The following is a 19369-nucleotide window of genomic DNA, read 5'->3' as shown; positions in this document are numbered from 1 at the left end:
AGCATGGTGAACCGTGTCGTCCTCCTCCGCCGCCTCCGGTCCGCACCCGATAGCCGAAGCGAGCCCGCTGTCCCTGTGCTCCCGTGAGCCGCACGTCCCGGCGGACCGGCTGGTCGCCGAGATGGTGCCGCCGCCCCGCTTCGACTCGGTCCGCTTCAGCACGTACATCCCGGACCCGAACCAGCCCAGCCAGATCGAGGCGGTCGGGGTCCTGGAGTCCTTCGCGGGCGGGCTCGGCGGGGCGCACGCGAGCGGCGCGGGGAAGGCCAGGCGCGGGTTCCTAGGGTTCGGCAGGCCGAAGGCGCCCAAGGTGCCGGCCGGGCCCCGCGGCGTCTACCTCGACGGCGGCTACGGCGTCGGCAAGACCCATCTGCTCGCCTCCCTCTGGCACGCCACCCCGGCCGAGCCGTCCCTCAAGGCCTTCGGCACGTTCGTGGAGCTGACGAACCTCGTCGGCGCCCTCGGTTTCCAGCAGACGGTGCAGACCCTCTCCGGTCACCGCCTCCTGTGCATCGACGAGTTCGAGCTCGACGACCCCGGCGACACCGTCCTCGTCTCCACGCTGCTCGGCAAGCTCGTCGACGCGGGCGTGGCACTCGCCGCCACCTCCAACACCCTGCCGGGCAAGCTCGGCGAGGGCCGTTTCGCGGCGGCCGACTTCCTGCGGGAGATCCAGGGCCTGTCGGCCCACTTCCGCCCGCTGCGCATCGACGGCGAGGATTACCGCCACCGCGGCCTGCCCGAGGCGCCGGCGCCGTACTCCGACGAACAGGTGACCAAGGCGGCGTACGCCACCGAGGGCGCCTCGCTCGACGACTTCCCGCATCTGCTGGAGCACCTGGCCCGCGTCCACCCCAGCCGTTACGGCGCGTTGACCGATGGCCTGAAGGCCGTGTGTCTCACGGACGTCCAGCCGATTCCGGACCAGTCCACCGCGCTACGGCTCGTGGTGCTCGCGGACCGGCTCTACGACCGCGAGGTCCCGGTCCTGGCCTCCGGACAGCCGTTCGACAAGCTGTTCAGCGAGGACATGCTCAAGGGCGGGTACCGCAAGAAGTACTTCCGCGCCATCTCGCGACTCACCGCGCTGGCCCGCGACGCCAAGAGCCTGGTAACCCACTAACTCCTCCTGGTCAAGGTGTGGTTCAAGCCAAGCCACCCTCGCATTTCAGGCTCTCTTCAGCTCGAAACGTTAAGTTAACCCTGCAAACAACTTTGCCGGGTTAACGTGTTTCTTGACCAACGGTTGACCAAGCGTTGGTGTGCACCATAGGTGTGAACTGTCTGGAGGGGGGCGCATGTTTCGAGGTACGACGGTACGGACCGCGGTTTCGATCCTCGCCGCCGTCCTGCTCGCCCTCCAGTTCTTCACACCCAGCGCATCCTTCGCACACGCGCATACGGTCAGTCAAGCAAAGGCCAAGGCTCAGCCCGGAATCAAACTCTCCGGCAAGGCGCTGCGCGACGAAACCCTCGCGTTCCGGCACTGCGCGCCGTCGGGTGACGGCGACCCGACCGGTCCGCTTCGCACCCGTGCGCAACTGCGCTTCGCCGACTCCGGGCCCCAGTCGCCCGACCGGCCGTTGCTCACCCGGGACCCCGCGTCCACGCACCGGCCGGGCACACCCGGCACCGTGCATGAACGCACGTCGAGATCCTCGACGTCCCACACTCCCGCGGGACTTCAGGTCTTCCGCTGCTGAGAAGCAGCGCAGTTCCCCCCACCTCTGTCATGTAAAAACCCCGACGCGCCAATGAGACGCGCCAGGAGGAGTCACCACACATGCAGCCCCTCATCGACAACGCCCGTACGTTCGGACAGCGCCCTGAGGAGTTCGCCAAGCTGGCCGCAGGGCAGTCCCCGCAGGTCCTCTTCATCACCTGCTCCGACTCCCGGGTCGTACCGGCCCTGATCACCGGCGCCCGTCCCGGCGAGCTCTTCGAGCTCCGCACCGCGGGCAACATCGTTCCCCCGTACGCCTCCCAGCACCCCACCAGCGAGGCGGCCACCATCGAGTACGCCGTGGAGGTCCTCGGCGTCAGCGACATCGTGGTCTGCGGCCACTCCCACTGCGGTGCCGTCGGCGCGCTGGTGCGCGGCGACGACCTGGACGCCGTACCGGCCGTGCGCGACTGGCTCTCGCACGCCACTCCCCGCCCGAAGGGTGCCGTGGAGGACCCGGAGGTCGCCGAAGGCGTCCAGGCCCATGTACTGACGCAGCTGCTGCGGCTGCGGTCGTACCCGTTCATCGAGAAGAAGCTGAAGGAGCGTCAACTGAACCTGCACGCCTGGTACTACGAGGTGCACAAGGGCGCCGTGCGCGCCCACAGCGCCGAGACCGACGCGTTCGAGGCGCTGTGATCGCCATGATGACCAAGTTCCCCCACCTGCGGCAGGACTTCGCCGCCTCGTTGGTCGTCTTCCTCGTCGCGCTGCCGCTGTGTGTCGGCGTGGCGGTCGCCTCCGGAGTGCCGGCCGAGCTCGGGCTCGTCACCGGCATAGTCGGCGGCATCGTCACCGGCATGATGCGCGGCAGCAGCCTTCAGGTCTCCGGGCCCGCCGCCGGTCTGACCGTGCTGGTCTTCGAGGCCGTCCAGGAGTTCGGGCTGCCGGTCCTCGGTGTGCTCGTGCTCGCCACCGGCCTGCTCCAGCTCCTCATGGGCGCCCTGAAGCTGGGGCGCTGGTTCCGGGCCATCTCGGTCTCCGTCGTCGAGGGCATGCTGGCCGGTATCGGCCTTGTGCTCATCGCCGGTCAGCTCTACGCGGTCGCGGACGCCAAGGCGCCCGCCTCCGGCCTGGAGAAGATAGCCGGGCTGCCCGGCGCGCTCGCCGACACCGTCGGGAACACCGGGGCACTGGCCTCGATCGGACTGGGCGCCGGCACCATCGCCGTACTCGTGCTGTGGAAGCGGATGCCGCGCCAGGTGCGCACCGTTCCGGGTCCGCTCGCGGCGGTCGGCCTGGCGACCGCGGTGGCCGCTGTGTTCTCCCTGCCGGTCGCCACCGTCGAGGTCAAGGGCCTGCTGGGATCCATCCAGCCGCCGTCCATGAGCGCCTTCGGCGAGCTCGCCAACGTCGGCGTGCTGGCCACGATCGTCGCCTTCACGCTCATCGCGTCGGCCGAGTCGCTGTTCAGCGCGGCGGCCGTGGACCGGTTGCACGACGGGCCGCGTACCGAGTACGACAAGGAACTGATGGCGCAGGGCGCGGGCAACACCGTCTGCGGTGTGCTCGGCGCGCTGCCGATGACCGCGGTCATCGTGCGCAGCTCCGCCAACGTCCAGGCGGGCGCGAAGACCAAGGCGTCCCGGGTCATGCACGGCGTGTGGCTGCTGCTGTTCGCGGCGCTGCTGCCCGCCACGCTGGCACTGATCCCGATCCCGGCGCTGGCCGGCATCCTGGTCCACGCGGGCTTCAAGCTGATCCCCTTCCGCGGGATCGTCTCCCTGTGGCGGGGCCACCGGGGCGAGGCGCTGATCCTCGTCGTCACCGCCGTCTCGATCGTCGCGGTGAACATGTTCGAGGGCGTGCTGATCGGTCTGGCCCTGTCGGTCGCCAAGACCGCCTGGGAGGCCTCGCACGTGAAGCTGGAGGTCATCGACAAGGGCGCGGGACCCATCCAGGCGCACCTGTCGGGCAACGCGACCTTCCTCCGGCTGCCGAAGATCCTCGACAGCCTGGAGGCCCTGCCCCAGGACCGTCCGGTGGAGCTGGACCTGTCCGGACTGCACCACCTGGACCACGCCTGCCGTACGGCCCTGGAGAACTGGGCCGAGCGGCACAGCGCGGTCGGCACGGAACCGGTGCGGGTCACGGCGCCCTGACCGGCGTATGGCCGCCGCTGAGGCATGACCCCTGGTCCGGGGCCGCCCATGGCCCCGGACCAGACACCGGGCATATCGTTACAGGAGTACACGGAACGGGCCTCTCCGCGAGGAGGTCGTCATGGTCGAGGAACTGCTGGGCGTGGCCTTGGGGGTCGGCGCGGCGGGAGTGGTGTATCTCGCGGCGGCCGCGCGGGTCGTCAAGCAGTACGAGCGCGGGGTGATCCTGCGGCTCGGACGGCTGCGGGGCGCCGTGCGCCAGCCGGGATTCACGCTGATCGTCCCGGCCGTGGACCGGCTGCACAAGGTCAACATGCAGATCGTGACGATGCCCGTGCCGGCCCAGGAGGGCATCACCCGCGACAACGTGACCGTGCGGGTCGACGCGGTCGTGTACTTCAAGGTCGTGGATCCTTCGGCCGCGATCATCAACGTCGAGGACTACCGCTTCGCGGTCTCCCAGATGGCGCAGACGTCACTGCGCTCGATCATCGGCAAGAGCGATCTGGACGATCTGCTGTCCGACCGCGAGAAGCTCAACCAGGGCCTGGAGCTGATGATCGACAGTCCGGCGATCGGCTGGGGCGTGCAGATCGACCGGGTGGAGATCAAGGACGTGTCCCTGCCGGAGTCGATGAAGCGCTCCATGGCCCGGCAGGCCGAGGCCGACCGCGAGCGCAGGGCCCGGGTCATCAACGCCGACGCCGAACTCCAGGCCTCCAAGAAGCTGGCCGAGGCCGCGCACCAGATGGCCGACGCGCCCTCCGCCCTCCAGCTGCGGCTGCTGCAGACGGTGATGGCGGTGGCGGCGGAGAAGAACTCCACGCTGGTGCTGCCGATCCCGGTGGAGCTGCTGCGGTTCCTGGAGAGGGGGGCACAGCCACCGCCGGACCACGCGGCCAGGCCCGCCTCCGAGCGCATCGCCGTCGAGGAGTCCGCCGGGAAATCCATCGAGGAACCCCTCCAGGATCTCCTCGCGGAACCGGCCCCGGCGTCCGCCCCGGACACCCCCGAACCGCCCCTTCAGAAGTGACACACGCTACGCGCGTGGTTCCCGCGACTCGTGCCAGATGATAGACACGGCGGGGTCACAGTTCCTGTCCGCCAGCAGGAAGGTTTGCCCCATGCCCGAGAACACGACCGCCGACCGTAAGTCACGTCGTCAACTCCTCGCCCGTACCGGCGCGTTGGGCGTCTCGATCGCCTTCGCCGGCAATCTCACCGAGCTCTTCGCGGGCACCGCCGCCGCGCAGAACCTCGGCCACACCGGATACGGCCCGCTGGTCCCCGACCCGAAGGGTCTGCTCGACCTGCCGAAAGGTTTCTCCTATCGCGTCCTCTCCCGCGAGGGCGACAAGCTCCGCTCCGGCGAGGGCCTGGTCCCCTCCAACCACGACGGCATGACGGCCCTGCCCGGCAGACACGGCCGCGTCCACCTGGTCCGCAACCACGAGAACCGCGCCAACGGCAGGGTTCCCGTCCCGACGGTCGAGGGCCTCACCTACGACCCCGCCGGCAAGGGCGGCTGTACGGCGCTGTCGCTGGACTCCCGCAACCGTGTCCTGTCCGAGCGGGTCGCCATCGCCGGTACGGCAGTCAACTGCGCGGGCGGGCCCACCCCTTGGGGCACCTGGCTGACCTGCGAGGAGACCGAGGACAGGGCCGGCACCAACGGCTACACCAAGGACCACGGCTTCATCTTCGAGGTCGACCCGGCGAACCCGTACCGCTCCGGCGCGGTCCCGCTGACCGCGATGGGCCGCTTCCAGCACGAGGCGATCGCGGTGGACCCGCGGCGCGGCATCGTCTACGAGACCGAGGACGCCTTCGAGAAGCCCTTCGGGCTCTTCTACCGCTTCCTGCCGCATCATCCGCACGGCGGCCTGGGCACCCTGCGCGCGGGCGGCCGCCTCCAGGCGATGCGCGTGCCGGGCGTCCCCGACCTCTCCTCGATCCAGGAGACGGGCGCGAGCTTCGAGAACATCGAGTGGGTCGACGTACCGGACCCGCTGGCCGCACAGACCCCCATCCGCCACCAGGACTTCGGCCCGAAGGGCATCACCCACGCGCAGAAGCTGGAGGGCTGCTACTGGGGCGGCTGCTCCGTCTACTTCGTCTCCTCGTTCGCCCGCAGCGCGGACGGCTCGGCGGCGGACCACTACGGCCAGATCTGGCGCTACGACCCCTCCGCGCGCCGCCTCACCCTGGTGATCGTCTTCGGCCCCGACACCGACCTCCAGCTCCCCGGCGAGTCCCCGGACAACATCTGCCTCGCCCCCAGCGGCGGCCTGATGGTGTGCGAGGACGGCAACGGCGCCCAGCACGTCTTCGGCGTGACGCGACGCGGGGAGGTGTACGCGATGGCGCGCAACGCCCAGAACATCGGGACCGCCGAAGAGCCGGAGTGGGGCGAGTTCGCCGGGGTCACCTTCTCGCCCGACGGCGGGACGATGTACGTCAACTGCTACACGCCGGGGACGACGTTCGCGGTCACAGGACCCTGGCGCAGGTAACCGCCCCGTCACGCCTCCCCAAGCGGAGGACCCTTCTCCGGCCGGTCCTCTAACCTGTGCGGCATGAACGCTCCGGGGGATCTCGTCGACGGCCGGTTCGAGCTGGTGGAACGGCTCGGCAGCGGCGGAATGGGCACCGTGTGGCGGGCTCGCGACACGGTGCTCCACCGCGAGGTCGCGCTCAAGGCGGTGCGGTCGGACGCGGACACGGTCGGCGTGATGCGTGAGCGGGTGCTGCGGGAGGCGCGTGCGCTGGCCCGGCTCAGCCATCCGCATGTGGTGATGGTCCATCAGATCGTGGACGCCGACCCGCATCCGTGGATCGTGATGGAGCTGGTTCCGGGCGTCTCGCTCCAACGCCGGCTGGACGACGGCGCCTTGACCCCGGCGGAGGCGGCCCGGCTCGGCCGCCAGGTGCTCGCCGCGCTGCGGGCCGCGCACGCGGCGGGCATCCGGCACCGGGACGTCAAGCCGGCCAACATCCTCCTGCGCATCGACGGCGACGCCGTCCTCACCGACTTCGGGATCGCCGCCCTCCAGGGCACGACGGGCCTCACGGCCACCGGCGAACTCGTCGGCTCGCCCGAGTACATGGCCCCCGAGAGGATCCGGGGCCACGGCGACGACCCGTCCGCCGACCTCTGGTCGCTGGGTGTGGTGCTGTACGTGTGTGTCGAGGGCGTCAGCCCGCTGCGCCGCCCCACCACCCTCGCCACCCTGGCCGCCGTACTCGACGACCCGCTCCCGCCGCCGACCCGCTCGGGCCCGCTGACGCCGGTGCTCGAAGCCCTGCTGGTCCGTGACCCGGCGGCGCGTCCGGACGCCGCCCGGCTGGACGCGATGCTGGCGCAGGTGGAGGCGGGGACGACACCGGCCCCGGCCGCCCGGCCGACGGTGCCCCCCGTGGCACCGCACCGGACGCCCACCCAGGTGAACACCCCGCGCCCGACGGTTCCGCAGGGGCTGCGCGAGCCCCGGCGCCGCACCCCGCTCGTGGTGGCCGTGACCGCCGCGCTGGTGATCGCCACCGCGACGGCCCTGGCGCTCGCCCTGCGCCCCGGCGGCACGGACGGCGACGACAAGGCCGGCGGCACCACGACCCCCCCGACCGCCACCCGGCCCACCCCCAGCCCCGCCGCGGAGCGGCCGTCCTCCGCACCGACCTCCAGCCTTCAAGCACCCGTCCCCACAGCACCCGCCACCCCGGAGGGCCGCTGGATCGCCCAGCTCCACTCCGAGCCCCTCACCGCGGGCACCGCCGCCCGGGACCGGCGACTGGCCGTCATCCGCCGGACCGTGCCGGAGGCGACCGTCCTCCGCAGCGACGACTACGCCTCCCTGCGCCCCGGCTACTGGGTGATCCACGCCCCCGGCCCCTTCGCCGACGGCCGCGCCGCCCTGAGCTTCTGCGCCGAGCGGGGCCGCACCTCGCCGAACACCTGCATCGGCCGCTATGTGAGCGCCGACCCGGCCGAGTCCATCCTCCAGTGCCGCCCTCCGGTCACCGCACCGACGGGCCGCTGCGCCCGCAACGACTGAGGAGACCCGCGAGAAGCCCGGTCCCGCCGGGCGGGTGACTCGGACCCGGCACACCCATCCAGGTACCGATATGACCATCTGATCCCCATATCTTCATGCGGTGATCACATCTGTACGACGCGTCACCGCCGTCTGTGCCCTGAGCGCGGCACTCGGCGCACTCGCCGCGTGCGGGTCGCCCGAGACCACCCGCGCTCCCCACCCGGCTCCGAGCACCACCGTCGCCACCTCGCCCTCGGCCCGGCCTCCGACCCTCGCCCCCGGCCCCGCCGGCCTGACCCCCGTCTTCGAGCACGGCCCCCAGACCGGGGACAAGACGGTCGCGCTCACCTTCGACGCCGACATGACCGCCGGCCAGGGGGCGCGGGCGGCGCGGGGGGAACGGTTCGACAATCCGGGGCTTGTCGCGGCCCTGCGGGAGTTGAAGGTGCCGGCGACCGTGTTCATGACGGGGCGATGGGCCGAGGAGTATCCCCGGCAGGCCCGGGCCATCGGGCGGGACCCGCTCTTCGAGGTCGCCAACCACTCTTACAGCCACTACGCCTTCACCGACGACTGCTACGGACTGCCGACGCTCGGGGAGGAGCGGATGCGGGCGGACGTGGAGCGGGCGTACGCCGCGTTCCGGAAGGTGGGCGTCCGGGAGGCGATGCCGTACTTCCGGTTTCCCGGCGGCTGCTACGACCGGCGCGCGCTGAAGGCGCTGACCCCGGTCGGCGTCACCGCCGTGCAGTGGGACGTGGTGAGCGGGGACGCGTTCGCGACGGACGCCCGCGCGGTCGCCCAGGAGGTGCTGGACGGGGTGCGGCCCGGGTCCGTGGTCGTCCTGCACTGCACGCTCAGTGCGGCTCCGACGACCGAGCGGGTGGTCCGGCGCGTCGTGCCCGAACTGCGCGCGAAGGGCTTCCGGTTCGTGCGGGTGTCCGAGCTGATCGGGGCGGCGGGCGGGCAGGGCTGAGGCTCGTACGCTGGACGTATGAGCGAGGACCAGCCCACGACCGACTACTGCCTGATCAACGCGGCCAGGCCGCCCAAGGCCGACGGGCCGCCGTACGCGGAGTGTGTGCTGTGCCGGGAGCCGACGGAGTATCCGGAGTCGTACAAGGGGATCACGCTCTGCCCGGTCTGCGAGTGGCAGGAGGCGCAGCGCACGGCCTGTTCGGGGTGATGGCCTGTTCGGGGTGATCTGCCTGTTCAGGGTGATCTGCGGGAGGTGAGCGCGCAGGCCGCCGCGGTCGCCGCCGCCGTGAGCAGGGCCGCGGCCGCCAGGGGCAGCAGGGGCAGGGGGACGGTGCCCGAGCGGGAGCCGGTGACCAGGCCGCTGACGGCCGCCTGGGCCGGGGAGCCGGTCACCACCACGGCCAGCAGCGCCGCGAGCAGCATCGTGGGGACCGCGCGGCCGGTCGAGCGCAGCAGCGGCCAGGTGGTGAGGGCGCCGACGGCCGTGCCGAGCAGGGCGCAGGCCAGCGTGGCGAGCAGCCCGGCCGCGCCCGCCGGAAGCCGGGGTACGCGCGTCTGGTGATCCGCGCTCACCGGGTCGCTGATGAGCGTCACGGCGAGGGTCGCGACCACGCCCATGGCCGCCGCGGCGCTCAGCGCCACCAGCAGCGCGGCGAGGTGTGCCCGCCCCGGCCCGACCGCCGCGGAGACACAGCTGCGGGCGGCGGGCGGCTCATTGGTGACGCAGATCCGCACCAGCCAGGCGGTGACGGGCAGCAGGGCTGCGGCCGTGTAGCCGAGCGAGTCGAGGACCGGCTGGCCGCCCTGCACGCCGATGCCGAGGAAGGCGGCGTACAGGATGAAGGGCGGCAGCCAGCGCTGCGAGCGGACCAGGAGGGCGGCCTGGTAGCTGAGGAGGGCAGTCATCGGCGGCTCTCGGTGTCGGGGGTCGGCTCCGTGGCGGGCGGGTCCTGGCTCGCGCTCTCCTGGCTCACGCTCACCACGTGCCAGGGCGGGCGGGCCGTCAGGAGGGCGCGCAGGAGGATGTCCGAGTGGGACGCGGGGAGGGTGAGGCGGTGGGTGCCGGGGTCGGGTTCCTCGGCGGATATGACCGTGCGGGTCGCGTCGGTCGGGAGGTGCGCGCCACGTGGACCCTGGACGACGACGCTCACGTGCGGGCCGGTGGGGTCCGCGGCCGGCTGTTCCGTACGGAGGTCGAGGCCCGCGTCGCGCACGGTGTACGTCGCGTCGGGCGCCCCCGCCAGGCGGCCCGGGTCGTGGTCCACGAAGACCACGGCGGTGCCGGCCGCGGTGCGTTCGGCGACGGCCCGCTCCAACTCCTCGCGGGCGGCGGCGTCGAGGCCGGTCCACGCCTCGTCCAGGACGAGCAGCTCCGGTTCGGCGAGGAGGGCCTGCACGACGGCGACCTTCTGGCTGCTGCCCTTCGACAGCTGAGCCATCGGCGTGCGGGCGTACGCGGCGGCACCGAAGCGGTCGAGCCATTCCAGGGCGGCCCGGGCGGCCGCGGGGCGGGAGAGGCCGTGCACCTTGCCGAGATGGGTGAGGTAGCCGACGGCGGTGAAGGGGAGTGCCGTCGGGAAGCGTTCGGGAACGTAGGCCGTGCGGGGGCGGCCGGTGATACGGCCCTCGGTCGGGGCGTCTATGCCTGCCAGGAGGCGCAGGAGGGTGGACTTGCCGGTGCCGTTGGGGCCTTCGACGCGGATGAGGTTGCCGGGGGTCACGGTGAGGTCGACGCCGCGTAACACCCAGGGGCCGCGCAGGCCGTAGCGGCGGCCCACGTTGTCCAGACGAAGATCGCGTTGCATGCGGATCATCATCTCGCGGGGTTGGCACACTTGAGGACGTGAACAGTCATCCCACGCCCGCGACCGACAGTCCTTTCCGCTCCCAGACCGGCGCACGCGACCAGGCACCGCAGTTCGTGCTGCCCCTGGTCGTCCGCATCGAGAAGAGCGCGCCCCCGGCCCGCACCGACGCGCTGGAGACCGCCGCCCGAGCCGTGCTGGTGATCCTCAGCGACGAGCGGTCGGCCGGCGAGGGCGAGTGGGCGCGGGTGATGCGGGACTGGCAGGACGCCCGTATCCGCAAGGTGGTGCGGCGGGCCCGCGGTGCCGAGTGGCGGCGGGCGGAAGGGCTGCCGGGCATCACCGTCACCGGCAAGTCGGCCGAGGTGCGCGTCTTCCCGCCCGTGCCGTTGGACGGGTGGCCCAAGGAGCTGGCGAAGCTCCAGGTGTCCGGTACGGATCTCGACGATCCGGAGCCGCCCGTGGACGCCGATCCGTCGGCGCCCGTGCTCTGGCTGAACCCCGAGCTCGACATGTCGGCCGGCAAGGCCATGGCGCAGACCGGGCACGCGGCGCAGCTCGCCTGGTGGGAGCTGTCGGACGAGGAGCGGGCTGCCTGGCGCGACGCGGGGTTCCCGCTGTCCGTGCGCGGCGCGGAGCCGCGGCGCTGGCGCGAGCTGACGACGGGCGGGCTGCCGGTGGTGCGGGACGCGGGGTTCACGGAGATCGCGCCCGGCTCGTGCACGGTCGTCGCCGATCACCCGGCGCTGCGGTAGGCCTTCCGGCCTTTGAACATCCCCGTTGTCCCGCGCGTACGACCGTGCAGGGGCCGTTCGCGGTGTGCGGGGCGGTGAGCAGGGCGTGGGTCGGGGCGTGGGTGCGGGGCGTGGGTCCCAACCTCAAATGTTGCTCTGAAGGTGTCCCCCGCGGGGTTCGGGCGAGACCCGCGGGGCCATACCCCCGTCACACACCGACACGTCCGAGGAGACGGGACTGCGGGTACGGAAGAGGCCGAGGAGGGGACGATGGAGCGACTGGGTACGGGCATCGGATGGCGTCCGGAGATCGCGGACGCGGTGGAGCGCATGCCGGGCATCGACTGGGTCGAGGCCGTCGCCGAGAACGTCTGCCCCGGCCATCTCCCCGAGTCCCTGGTACGGCTGCGGGAGCGCGGGGTGACGGTGATCCCGCACGGCGTCTCGCTCGGCCTCGGCGGAGCGGAGCGGCCCGACGCCGGGCGGCTGACCGCGCTCGCCGAGCGGGTGGCGGCGCTGGGGTCGCCGCTGGTCACCGAGCACATCGCGTTCGTACGGGCGGGCGGCGCGCTGACGGCGTCCCCGCGGCTGGAGGCGGGGCATCTCCTGCCGGTCCCCCGCACCCGGGACGCCCTCGACGTGCTGTGCGAGAACATCCGTATCGCCCAGGACGCGCTGCCCGTGCCGCTCGCCGTGGAGAACATCGCCGCGCTGATCTCCTGGCCGGGCGAGGAGATGACCGAGGGCCAGTTCCTGTACGAGCTCGCCGACCGCACGGGGGTGCGGCTGCTGATCGACGTGGCCAACCTGCACACCAACCACGTCAACCGGGGCGAGGACCCGGCCAAGGCGCTCGCCGAGCTGCCGCTGGAGGCCATCGCGTACGTCCATGTCGCGGGCGGCTTCGAACGGGACGGCGTCTGGCACGACAGCCACGCCCACCCCGTCCCGCAGCCGGTCCTGGATGTCCTGACCGACCTCGCGTCCCGCGTGTCCCCGCCGGGCGTGCTGCTGGAGAGGGACGAGAACTTTCCGGAACCGGCTGAGCTGGAGCGGGAGTTGGGGGCGATTCGCGGGGCGCTGGAAAAGGGGGCGGCCGAGCGGCGGGCAGCCGGGACGGGGGCGACTGCCGAGGATGCCTCGCGGGAAGTGGTGCCCGAGAAGGGTGCCGCTCGGGTCGGGGAACTCGACCCCGCCCGTCAGCGCCTCGCCCTCGCGCAGGCCGCCCTGCTGTCCGCGCTCGTCGCCGGGACGCCCGTGCCGGAGGGGTTCGACCGGGTGCGGCTCGGGGTGCAGGCGCGGGCGCTCGCCGGGAAGCGGGCGGACGTCGTGGCGAAGGTCGCGCCCGAGTTGCCGGTGATCCTCGGGGACGGGTACCGACGGGCCTTCCTCGCGTACGGCCACGGGCACCCGATGACCGACGGCTATCGGCGCGACGCGCTGGACTTCGCCGGGTATCTGCTGGCCGAGGGGCGGCTCGAAGACGCGCGGGCGCGGGCGGAGTTGCGGGAGTGGTGGCTGGAGCGGTCGGGACCGAGGCCGCACTCGCGGCGGCCGGGAGTGCGGCTGGCCCGGGCCACGCGCCGGGTGCTGCTGCGGCGCTGACCGACCGAGTGTGCCGGGGTTAACACCCCGGCCCGCAGCACGGGCGACTCGCCGCTTTCCTCCCCCTTTGCTTCCGTACGACACCGACCCCTACTCCCCCGTTCGCCCGTATCCACCCCCGTTGCAACCATTAGCTCCTGTACGGCAGTTGGCGTAGACCCCGATGTGCCCCGAAGTAATATGCCAATCCCACCCCCGAAGCGCACTAACGTGCGGTGCCGCAACAGGAGGCACCATGCGACCGCGACCGCCCATCAACAGCCGAGGCATCTTCAGCGGCACCGGGATCATCATCACCGGCCTGACGATGACGCTGCTGGCGATGATCTTCCCGATCTGGTCGTACGCCGACCGGTCCGGGACCGGTCTGGACACGCTCAACGCCGAGACCGTCTCGACCGGGTACGGGCCGCTGTCCGCGCTCGACCGGGACTTCATCACGAAGGTCCGGCTGGCGGGGCTCTGGGAGCTGCCCGCCGGTCAGCAGGCGCAGCAGAAGGGCACCACTCCGGCCGTACGGACCGCGGGGCAGCACCTCGTCGAGGGGCACACGTTCCTCGACGAGCGGGTGCGCGACGTCGCCGCCAAGCTCAGTCTCGCGCTGCCCAACGAGCCGACCGAGCAGCAGCAGGAGTGGCTGGCGACCCTGAGCGGGGCCCAGGGCGTCGAGTACGACAGCCGGTTCGCCAACATCCTGCGGCTGGCGCACGGCAAGGTGTTCTCCGTCGTCGCCCAGGTGCGGGCCAGTACGCGCAACTCGCTCGTCCGCAAGCTCGCCGACGACGCCAACACCACGGTGCTGGACCACATCACGGTCCTGGAGGCCACGGGTTACGTCGACTTCGACAGCCTGGCCCGCGACATGGTCGCCGACAGCACCCCTCCGCTGACCCCGCCCCCCGGGCCGCCCGGCCCGACCGCCGACCCGGCTCCGGCCGTCCCGATGGCCCCGCCGCCGACGCCGAGTTACGCCCTGCCGCCCGCGGCCACCAGCCGCCCACCCGAGAATCCCGGCCAGTCCTGAACAACCACCCGGGCCGGAGGGACGCCCGCCCGACCGGCCGCCGGTGACGCATAGGGGGCAATGAGGCGACACCGGCGGGATGGTGCTTGCCTTCATCAACAGACGAACGAAATATCCCTTTTGTTGCTGCCGTGCTGCGAAGGGATACGCAATGAGAGCTGCCGCCCTCTATTCGGCCGCGGGGGCTCTGCTCCTGACGACCCTCTCCGCCGCCCCGGCCGGCAGCACCGGGGCCGCCCCGGGCACGGCCGAGCAGCACGGCGCCACCGTGGCCGCCGCGCGCGCCAAGGCGGCCGGCATCACCTTCGGCGACTGTGCCAAGGAGCGGGGCCTGCCGGGCAAGATGCAGTGCGGCACGGTGTCCGTCCCGCTCGACTACACGCGTCCCGACGGCAAGCAGATCAAGCTCGCCGTCAGCCGGGCGCTCGCCACCCACAAGGACCCGAACAACAGCAAGCGCCGGGTGCCGCGGCAGGGCTCCCTGGTCTACAACCCGGGCGGGCCGGGCGCCTCCGGACTGCACTTCCCGCTGATCGGCATGCTGCCCGAGTGGAAGCGGCTGGCGGCCGCGTACGACCTCGTCGGCTACGCCCCGCGCGGAGTGGCGCCTTCCGCGCCGCTGTCCTGCCAGGACCCCAAGAAGTTCGTCCAGGGCCCGGCGCCGGCGCCGACGCACCCCTCGGAGGAGTACAAGAAGGAGCGCATCGCCCGGGCGAAGGCCTACGCACGCGGCTGCGCCGAGCGCACGGGCAGCGCGCTGCGGCACTACAACTCCCTCAACAACGCCCGCGACCTGGACGTCCTGCGGGCCGCGCTGGGCGAGTCGAAGCTGACGTTCATGGGAGCGTCGTACGGCACCTACTTCGGCGCGCTGTACGCGACGCTCTTCCCCTCGCACGTACGACGGATGGTGTTCGACTCCGCGGTCAACCCCGACCCCTCGCAGGTCTGGTACCGCAATAACCTCGCCCAGTCGGCCGCGTTCGAGGGGCGGTGGGAGGACTTCCGGGAGTGGGTCGCCCAGCACGACGACGTGTACGGGCTCGGTGACACGCCGGAGGACGTGCTGCTCAGCTACGAGAAGGTGCGGGCGCGGCTGGCCGAGGAGCCGGCGGACGGAAAGGTCGGGCCGGGGCAGCTGCAGGAGGCGTATCTGCAGGCCGGTTACTACGACGACTACTGGCCGTCGCGCGCGAAGGCGCTGTCGGAGTATCTGAAGGGCGACCCGAAGGCACTGGTCGAGCTGGCCGCGCCGGACACGGAGGCGGCGGCCGAGCAGGAGAACTCCAGCGCGGTCTACACGGCCGTGGAGTGCAACGACGCGCCCTGGCCGACGGACTGGGCGGTCTGGGACCGGGACAACACCCGGCTCGCGCGCGTGGCGCCGTTCGAGACCTGGGACAACGCGTGGATGAACCTGCCGTGCGCCTACTGGCAGGCGCCCCGGCAGAAGCCCCTCGATGTGCGGACCGGACAGGGTGAGCTGCCGCCGACGCTGATCCTCGCCGCCGAGCGGGACGCCGCCACGCCGTACGACGGGGCGCTGGAGATGCACCGGCGGCTGGCGGGCTCGGTCCTGGTGACCGAACGGGACGCCGGCACGCACGGCATCGCCTACGGCCCGAACGCCTGCGTCAACGGGCACGTCGACGCGTATCTGCTGGAGGGCCGCCTCCCGGCCCGGCGCGCGGCGTGCGAGGGGCACCCCGAGCCGAAGCCGGAGCGCCCGGGCGAGAACCAGGCGAAGAAGAAGCTGGGCGACCGGGCGGGCGCGACGAAGCCGGGCGGCCGGCCCCAGGAGGCCGCGACCACCCGGCTCCCCCACTGATCAGGCGAGCCCGGCACCAGCTCGGCCACGGAGACTTGCGGCGCCCGGTGCTGCATCTTCCGGGGGACGCGGCATTTGATTGCCGCTGCGCGGCGGGCCGGCCCCCCAGGCCGACCCGCAGTCACCGCGTCCGATCAGGCGAGCCCGGCGACCAGTTCGGCCACGGACTTGCGGCGCCCCGTGAAGAAGGGGACCTCTTCACGGACGTGCATCCGGGCCTCGGAAGCCCGCAGGTGGCGCATGAGGTCGACGATGCGGTACAGCTCGTCGGCCTCGAAGGCCAGGAGCCACTCGTAGTCGCCCAGCGAGAAGGAGGCGACCGTGTTGGCGCGGACGTCCGGGTAGCCGCGGGCCATCTTGCCGTGGTCGGCGAGCATGCGGCGGCGGTCCTCGTCGGGCAGCAGGTACCAGTCGTAGGAACGCACGAAGGGGTAGACGCTGACGTAGTTGCGCGGCGTCTCGTCGGCGAGGAACGCCGGGATGTGCGAGCGGTTGAACTCGGCGGGGCGGTGCAGCGCCATGTTCGACCAGACCGGCTCCAGGGCGCGGCCCAGCTTGGTGCGGCGGAAGAGGTTGTACGCCTCCTGCAGCTGGTCGCTGGTCTCGGCGTGCCACCAGATCATGAGATCGGCGTCGGCGCGCAGCCCGGACACGTCGTACGTGCCGCGGATCGTCACGTCCTTGGCGGCGAGCTGGTCGAACAGCTCCTGGACCTCGTCGGCGTAGCCGGCGCGGTCCTCGGGGAGCACGTCCTTCAGCTTGAAGACGGACCAGAGGGTGTAGCGGATGACCTCGTTGAGGTCCTTGGCCAGCTTGCCCTTGTTCGGGCTCCTGCCGGACTCGGTGGTGGGGGCGTCGTCACTCATGTCCCTTATTCTCCCGCTCCGCCGTGCAGACTCTGCACCGGGTTGGCGGTGAGCTCCTCCACACCGCGCAGATCGCCTTCCAGCTGGTCCACGGCCGCGTACGCGCTCGCGATGCACGCCGGGATGCCCACGCCGTCGTACTGCGCGCCGCACACGGCGAGGCCCGGCACCTTGGCGACGTGCTCGCGGATGCGGGCCACGCGCGCGTGGTGGCCGACCGGGTACTGGGGCAGGCCGTCGGTCCAGCGGGTGACGCGGGTTTCCAGCGGGGTGGCGTCGAGGCCGGTCGCCGCCCGGAGGTCCCGTCGGGAGACGTCCACGAGCTGGTCGTCGTCGCGCTGAAGGATCTCCGTCTCGCCGTAGCGCCCGACGGAGGTGCGCAGCACCACCACATCCGGGTCCTCGTCGGCGATCCAGCCCCACTTCTGGGAGGCGAACGTGGACGCCTTGATGGTGCGCCCGTCCACCGGCGGCACGAGGAAGCCGCTGCCGGCGGGCAGGTCGGTGTCGGCGCGGCGGTAGGCGAGGGTCACCAGGGCCATCGAGGCGTACTCGATGCCGTCCAGCTCGGTGGCGGCTTCGGGGGCCTCGGCGCGCAGGAGGGTCGCGGCGGCCGGGGCGGGTACGGCGACGACGACCGCGTCGGCACGCAGCACACGGTCACCGGCGACGACACGCCACCCGGCGGGCTCCTCGCGGCTCAGCTCCGCCACCGGCGCCCCGGTCACGATCTCGCCGCCCCGCGCGCGCACCGACTCCGCGACGGCGAGCGGGAGTTGACCCACGCCGCCCTCGATGCCCATGAACACCGGCCCGGTCTGCTGGTTGGCCGCGGCCTTGGCCTGGATCTCGCGGACCGCCTCGGTGAGGGAGTCGTGCGTGCGCGCGGCCTGGTAGAGCTGCGGGACCGCCGAGCGCATCGAGATGCGGTACGCGTCGCCCGCGTACACACCGCCCAGCAGGGGCTCGACCAGGCGGTCGACGACCTCCCGGCCGAGACGGGCCGCCACATACTCACCGACCGCCACGTCGTCCCCGACCTCGGTGCGGGGCAGGTCGGCGTCGCGCTCGATGCGGGCCAGGCCCTCGTCGGACAGGACACCGGAGAGGGCGGACGCGGTGCCGGGGACGCCCATCACATGCCCCTCGGGCATGGGGCGCAGGGCACCGCGGGTCCAGATCGAGGCGGTCGCGACGGCGGGCGGCTGGAGGCGCTCGTCGAGGCCCACCTCGCGGGCGAGGGCGACGGCCTCGGGACGGCGGGCCAGCATCGACTCGGCGCCGAAGTCCACCCGCACGCCCGCGATCCGGCCCGGCAGCAGCTTGCCGCCGACCCGGTCCGACGCCTCCAGGACGGTCACCCGCCGTCCGGCGTCCAGCAGCCGGTGGGCCGCGGCGAGCCCCGCGATCCCGCCACCGATGACGACCACCCGGCCCCTGCCCGTACGAGTCTCCACTTCGCGCATGTCCACAGCCTCTCAGACCCCACTGACAGTCCCTCCGCGCCCCGGTGTCCTTCACGAGTCCTGACCGTGACCGCATCGGGACCGAGCACCGCCAACGTTCCACCGGACCCCGGCGTCGAAGAAGCGTCAGTCGTTACGACGACCCCCGGGGGGTACGCCCACATGCGCACACGACGTTCCGCACGTTCCGCACGATCCGTGGATTCCGCAGGTCCCGCACGATCCGCGCGGCCGGTTCAGGCCCTGGTCGGCCTCCTGCTGGCCGCGGCCCTCGCGCTCACCGGCTGCAGCGCCTCGGGCGACTCGGGATCGGGCGGCGACAGCAAGGCCGCCGGGGCACAGGCCGGGCAGGCGGACTCACAGGCGGGCTCGAAGGAGGGCGCCCCGGGCAGCGGCTCCGACGCCGACAGGGCGACCGCGCCGCCCAAGGCCACCGCGAGCCACATCATCCGCACCGCCTCCCTGACCGTGCAGGTCAAGGACGTACCGAAGGCCCTCGACGAGGCCCGCGCCACCACCGAGAACGCGGGCGGCTACGTCGGCAACGAGACCACCACCCGCGACGAGGAGGGCCATGAGCACACCCGCGTCGTCCTGCGTGTGCCCGTCGACCGGTACGCCGAGGTGCTCACGGAACTGGAGGGCGCGGGCAAGCTGGTCGAACGCAGCGCCAAGGCGCAGGACGTCACCGACCAGGTCGTGGACGTGGAGAGCCGCATCAAGACGCAGCGGGCCAGTGTCGCCCGGATCCGTGAGCTGATGGACCAGGCGACCAAGCTCAGCGACGTGGTCACGCTGGAGGGCGAGCTGAGCTCCCGCCAGGCCGACCTGGAGGCGCTGCTGGCCCAGCAGGCGTCCCTGAAGGACCGCACCAGCCTGGCCACCATCACGCTCTCCCTGTCGGAGACGCCGGTGAAGAAGGTCGCGAAGGACGAGGACCCCGGCTTCCTGGACGCCCTCGCGGGCGGCTGGGACGCGTTCGTGACGATGCTGCGCTGGCTGGCGGTCGCGATCGGCGCCGTGCTGCCCTTCGCCGCGGTGGCGGCGCTGATCGTGCTGCTGTGGCTGAAGGTCCTGCGGCCCCGGCTGCCGCGCCGCCCGGAGCCCGCGCCCGTGACGACCGCGCTGGGTCCGCTGCCGACGGCCCGCCCGGCACCCCGGCCCGCGCGCGCGGGCGACGAACAGAGCGGCGAGGGCGACTGAA

Annotated in this window: 18 protein-coding genes; 14 read left to right on the top strand and 4 right to left on the bottom strand. The window is 72.4% G+C overall.

Features of this window, described 5'->3' with window-relative positions:
- Window positions 1-13: 13 nt before the first annotated feature.
- The 9 genes from zapE (at window position 14) to ABIE67_RS35500 (ending at window position 9045) form a co-directional block, all read left to right on the top strand.
- Window positions 14-1123, top strand: coding sequence for a cell division protein ZapE (gene zapE, locus ABIE67_RS35540; protein WP_370265613.1), 1110 nt, complete (start codon window positions 14-16; stop codon window positions 1121-1123).
- Window positions 1124-1298: 175 nt separating this feature from the next.
- On the top strand, window positions 1299-1703 hold the full coding sequence (locus ABIE67_RS35535; RefSeq protein ID WP_370265611.1) for a hypothetical protein: 405 nt from the start codon (window positions 1299-1301) through the stop codon (window positions 1701-1703).
- A gap of 80 nt (window positions 1704-1783) precedes the next feature.
- A complete protein-coding gene (locus ABIE67_RS35530; RefSeq protein WP_370265609.1) occupies window positions 1784-2362 on the top strand; it encodes a carbonic anhydrase in 579 nt (192 codons plus the stop codon).
- Between the two features lie 5 nt (window positions 2363-2367).
- On the top strand, window positions 2368-3825 hold the full coding sequence (locus ABIE67_RS35525) for a SulP family inorganic anion transporter (RefSeq protein ID WP_370265607.1): 1458 nt from the start codon (window positions 2368-2370) through the stop codon (window positions 3823-3825).
- Window positions 3826-3946: 121 nt separating this feature from the next.
- Window positions 3947-4858 (top strand): slipin family protein, encoded by a 912-nt coding sequence (locus ABIE67_RS35520; RefSeq protein ID WP_370265605.1) that lies wholly within the window; start codon window positions 3947-3949, stop codon window positions 4856-4858.
- 91 nt (window positions 4859-4949) lie between these two features.
- A complete protein-coding gene (locus tag ABIE67_RS35515) occupies window positions 4950-6338 on the top strand; it encodes a PhoX family protein (RefSeq protein ID WP_370265603.1) in 1389 nt (462 codons plus the stop codon).
- A gap of 63 nt (window positions 6339-6401) precedes the next feature.
- Window positions 6402-7877 (top strand): protein kinase, encoded by a 1476-nt coding sequence (locus ABIE67_RS35510; protein WP_370265601.1) that lies wholly within the window; start codon window positions 6402-6404, stop codon window positions 7875-7877.
- Window positions 7878-7977: 100 nt separating this feature from the next.
- A complete protein-coding gene (locus ABIE67_RS35505; protein ID WP_370265599.1) occupies window positions 7978-8835 on the top strand; it encodes a polysaccharide deacetylase family protein in 858 nt (285 codons plus the stop codon).
- A gap of 18 nt (window positions 8836-8853) precedes the next feature.
- The gene (locus tag ABIE67_RS35500; RefSeq protein ID WP_370265598.1) at window positions 8854-9045 is read left to right on the top strand and encodes a hypothetical protein; all 192 of its coding nucleotides are present in this window, start codon (window positions 8854-8856) and stop codon (window positions 9043-9045) included.
- Window positions 9046-9071: 26 nt separating this feature from the next.
- On the opposite strand, the gene ABIE67_RS35495 is transcribed toward ABIE67_RS35500, so the two are convergent.
- Together ABIE67_RS35495 and ABIE67_RS35490 are read right to left on the bottom strand one after the other, a co-directional pair.
- Complete coding sequence (locus tag ABIE67_RS35495; RefSeq protein WP_370265595.1) at window positions 9072-9743, bottom strand: ABC transporter; 672 nt, start codon at window positions 9741-9743, stop codon at window positions 9072-9074.
- The gene (locus ABIE67_RS35490) at window positions 9740-10642 is read right to left on the bottom strand and encodes an ATP-binding cassette domain-containing protein (protein ID WP_370265593.1); all 903 of its coding nucleotides are present in this window, start codon (window positions 10640-10642) and stop codon (window positions 9740-9742) included. Before ABIE67_RS35490 ends, ABIE67_RS35495 begins: the two co-directional genes overlap by 4 nt.
- Before the next feature lie 38 nt (window positions 10643-10680).
- Between ABIE67_RS35490 and ABIE67_RS35485 the strand changes: the two genes are divergently transcribed.
- The 4 genes from ABIE67_RS35485 to ABIE67_RS35470 all read left to right on the top strand — a co-directional run bounded on the left by ABIE67_RS35485 (window position 10681) and on the right by ABIE67_RS35470 (window position 15833).
- Window positions 10681-11397 (top strand): aminoacyl-tRNA hydrolase, encoded by a 717-nt coding sequence (locus ABIE67_RS35485; protein ID WP_370265591.1) that lies wholly within the window; start codon window positions 10681-10683, stop codon window positions 11395-11397.
- A gap of 249 nt (window positions 11398-11646) precedes the next feature.
- Window positions 11647-12981 carry a DUF692 domain-containing protein gene (locus ABIE67_RS35480; RefSeq protein ID WP_370265589.1) on the top strand — a complete coding sequence of 445 codons (1335 nt, stop codon included), beginning with the start codon at window positions 11647-11649 and terminating at the stop codon, window positions 12979-12981.
- 235 nt (window positions 12982-13216) lie between these two features.
- The gene (locus ABIE67_RS35475; RefSeq protein WP_370265587.1) at window positions 13217-14005 is read left to right on the top strand and encodes a DUF4142 domain-containing protein; all 789 of its coding nucleotides are present in this window, start codon (window positions 13217-13219) and stop codon (window positions 14003-14005) included.
- A gap of 151 nt (window positions 14006-14156) precedes the next feature.
- Window positions 14157-15833, top strand: coding sequence for an alpha/beta hydrolase (locus ABIE67_RS35470; RefSeq protein ID WP_370265585.1), 1677 nt, complete (start codon window positions 14157-14159; stop codon window positions 15831-15833).
- 134 nt (window positions 15834-15967) lie between these two features.
- Here the strand turns inward: ABIE67_RS35470 and hemQ are convergent, their stop codons facing one another.
- Both hemQ and hemG read right to left on the bottom strand, forming a co-directional pair.
- A complete protein-coding gene (gene hemQ, locus ABIE67_RS35465) occupies window positions 15968-16699 on the bottom strand; it encodes a hydrogen peroxide-dependent heme synthase (RefSeq protein WP_370265583.1) in 732 nt (243 codons plus the stop codon).
- Window positions 16700-16704: 5 nt separating this feature from the next.
- Window positions 16705-18165, bottom strand: coding sequence for a protoporphyrinogen oxidase (hemG, locus tag ABIE67_RS35460; RefSeq protein WP_370265581.1), 1461 nt, complete (start codon window positions 18163-18165; stop codon window positions 16705-16707).
- Window positions 18166-18327: 162 nt separating this feature from the next.
- Here hemG and ABIE67_RS35455 point away from each other — a divergent pair, with 162 nt between their 5' ends.
- Window positions 18328-19368, top strand: a complete 1041-nt coding sequence (locus ABIE67_RS35455; RefSeq protein ID WP_370265580.1) for a DUF4349 domain-containing protein — start codon at window positions 18328-18330, stop codon at window positions 19366-19368.
- Window position 19369 lies beyond the last annotated feature (1 nt).

The sequence above is a fragment of the Streptomyces sp. V4I8 genome (assembly GCF_041261225.1).
Lineage (GTDB): Bacteria > Actinomycetota > Actinomycetes > Streptomycetales > Streptomycetaceae > Streptomyces.
Note: the sequence above shows the minus strand (reverse complement) of the source record. Positions and strands in the feature narration are given on the sequence as shown.

Coding starts and splice junctions, on each gene's coding strand:
- ABIE67_RS35535 (WP_370265611.1), top strand. CDS start 1,299: ATGTTTCGAGGTACGACGGTACGGACCGCGGTTTCGATCCTCGCCGCC.
- ABIE67_RS35530 (WP_370265609.1), top strand. CDS start 1,784: ATGCAGCCCCTCATCGACAACGCCCGTACGTTCGGACAGCGCCCTGAG.
- ABIE67_RS35525 (WP_370265607.1), top strand. CDS start 2,368: ATGATGACCAAGTTCCCCCACCTGCGGCAGGACTTCGCCGCCTCGTTG.
- ABIE67_RS35520 (WP_370265605.1), top strand. CDS start 3,947: ATGGTCGAGGAACTGCTGGGCGTGGCCTTGGGGGTCGGCGCGGCGGGA.
- ABIE67_RS35515 (WP_370265603.1), top strand. CDS start 4,950: ATGCCCGAGAACACGACCGCCGACCGTAAGTCACGTCGTCAACTCCTC.
- ABIE67_RS35510 (WP_370265601.1), top strand. CDS start 6,402: ATGAACGCTCCGGGGGATCTCGTCGACGGCCGGTTCGAGCTGGTGGAA.
- ABIE67_RS35500 (WP_370265598.1), top strand. CDS start 8,854: ATGAGCGAGGACCAGCCCACGACCGACTACTGCCTGATCAACGCGGCC.
- ABIE67_RS35495 (WP_370265595.1), bottom strand. CDS start 9,743: ATGACTGCCCTCCTCAGCTACCAGGCCGCCCTCCTGGTCCGCTCGCAG.
- ABIE67_RS35490 (WP_370265593.1), bottom strand. CDS start 10,642: ATGCAACGCGATCTTCGTCTGGACAACGTGGGCCGCCGCTACGGCCTG.
- ABIE67_RS35480 (WP_370265589.1), top strand. CDS start 11,647: ATGGAGCGACTGGGTACGGGCATCGGATGGCGTCCGGAGATCGCGGAC.
- ABIE67_RS35475 (WP_370265587.1), top strand. CDS start 13,217: ATGCGACCGCGACCGCCCATCAACAGCCGAGGCATCTTCAGCGGCACC.
- ABIE67_RS35470 (WP_370265585.1), top strand. CDS start 14,157: ATGAGAGCTGCCGCCCTCTATTCGGCCGCGGGGGCTCTGCTCCTGACG.
- hemQ (WP_370265583.1), bottom strand. CDS start 16,699: ATGAGTGACGACGCCCCCACCACCGAGTCCGGCAGGAGCCCGAACAAG.
- hemG (WP_370265581.1), bottom strand. CDS start 18,165: ATGCGCGAAGTGGAGACTCGTACGGGCAGGGGCCGGGTGGTCGTCATC.
- ABIE67_RS35455 (WP_370265580.1), top strand. CDS start 18,328: ATGCGCACACGACGTTCCGCACGTTCCGCACGATCCGTGGATTCCGCA.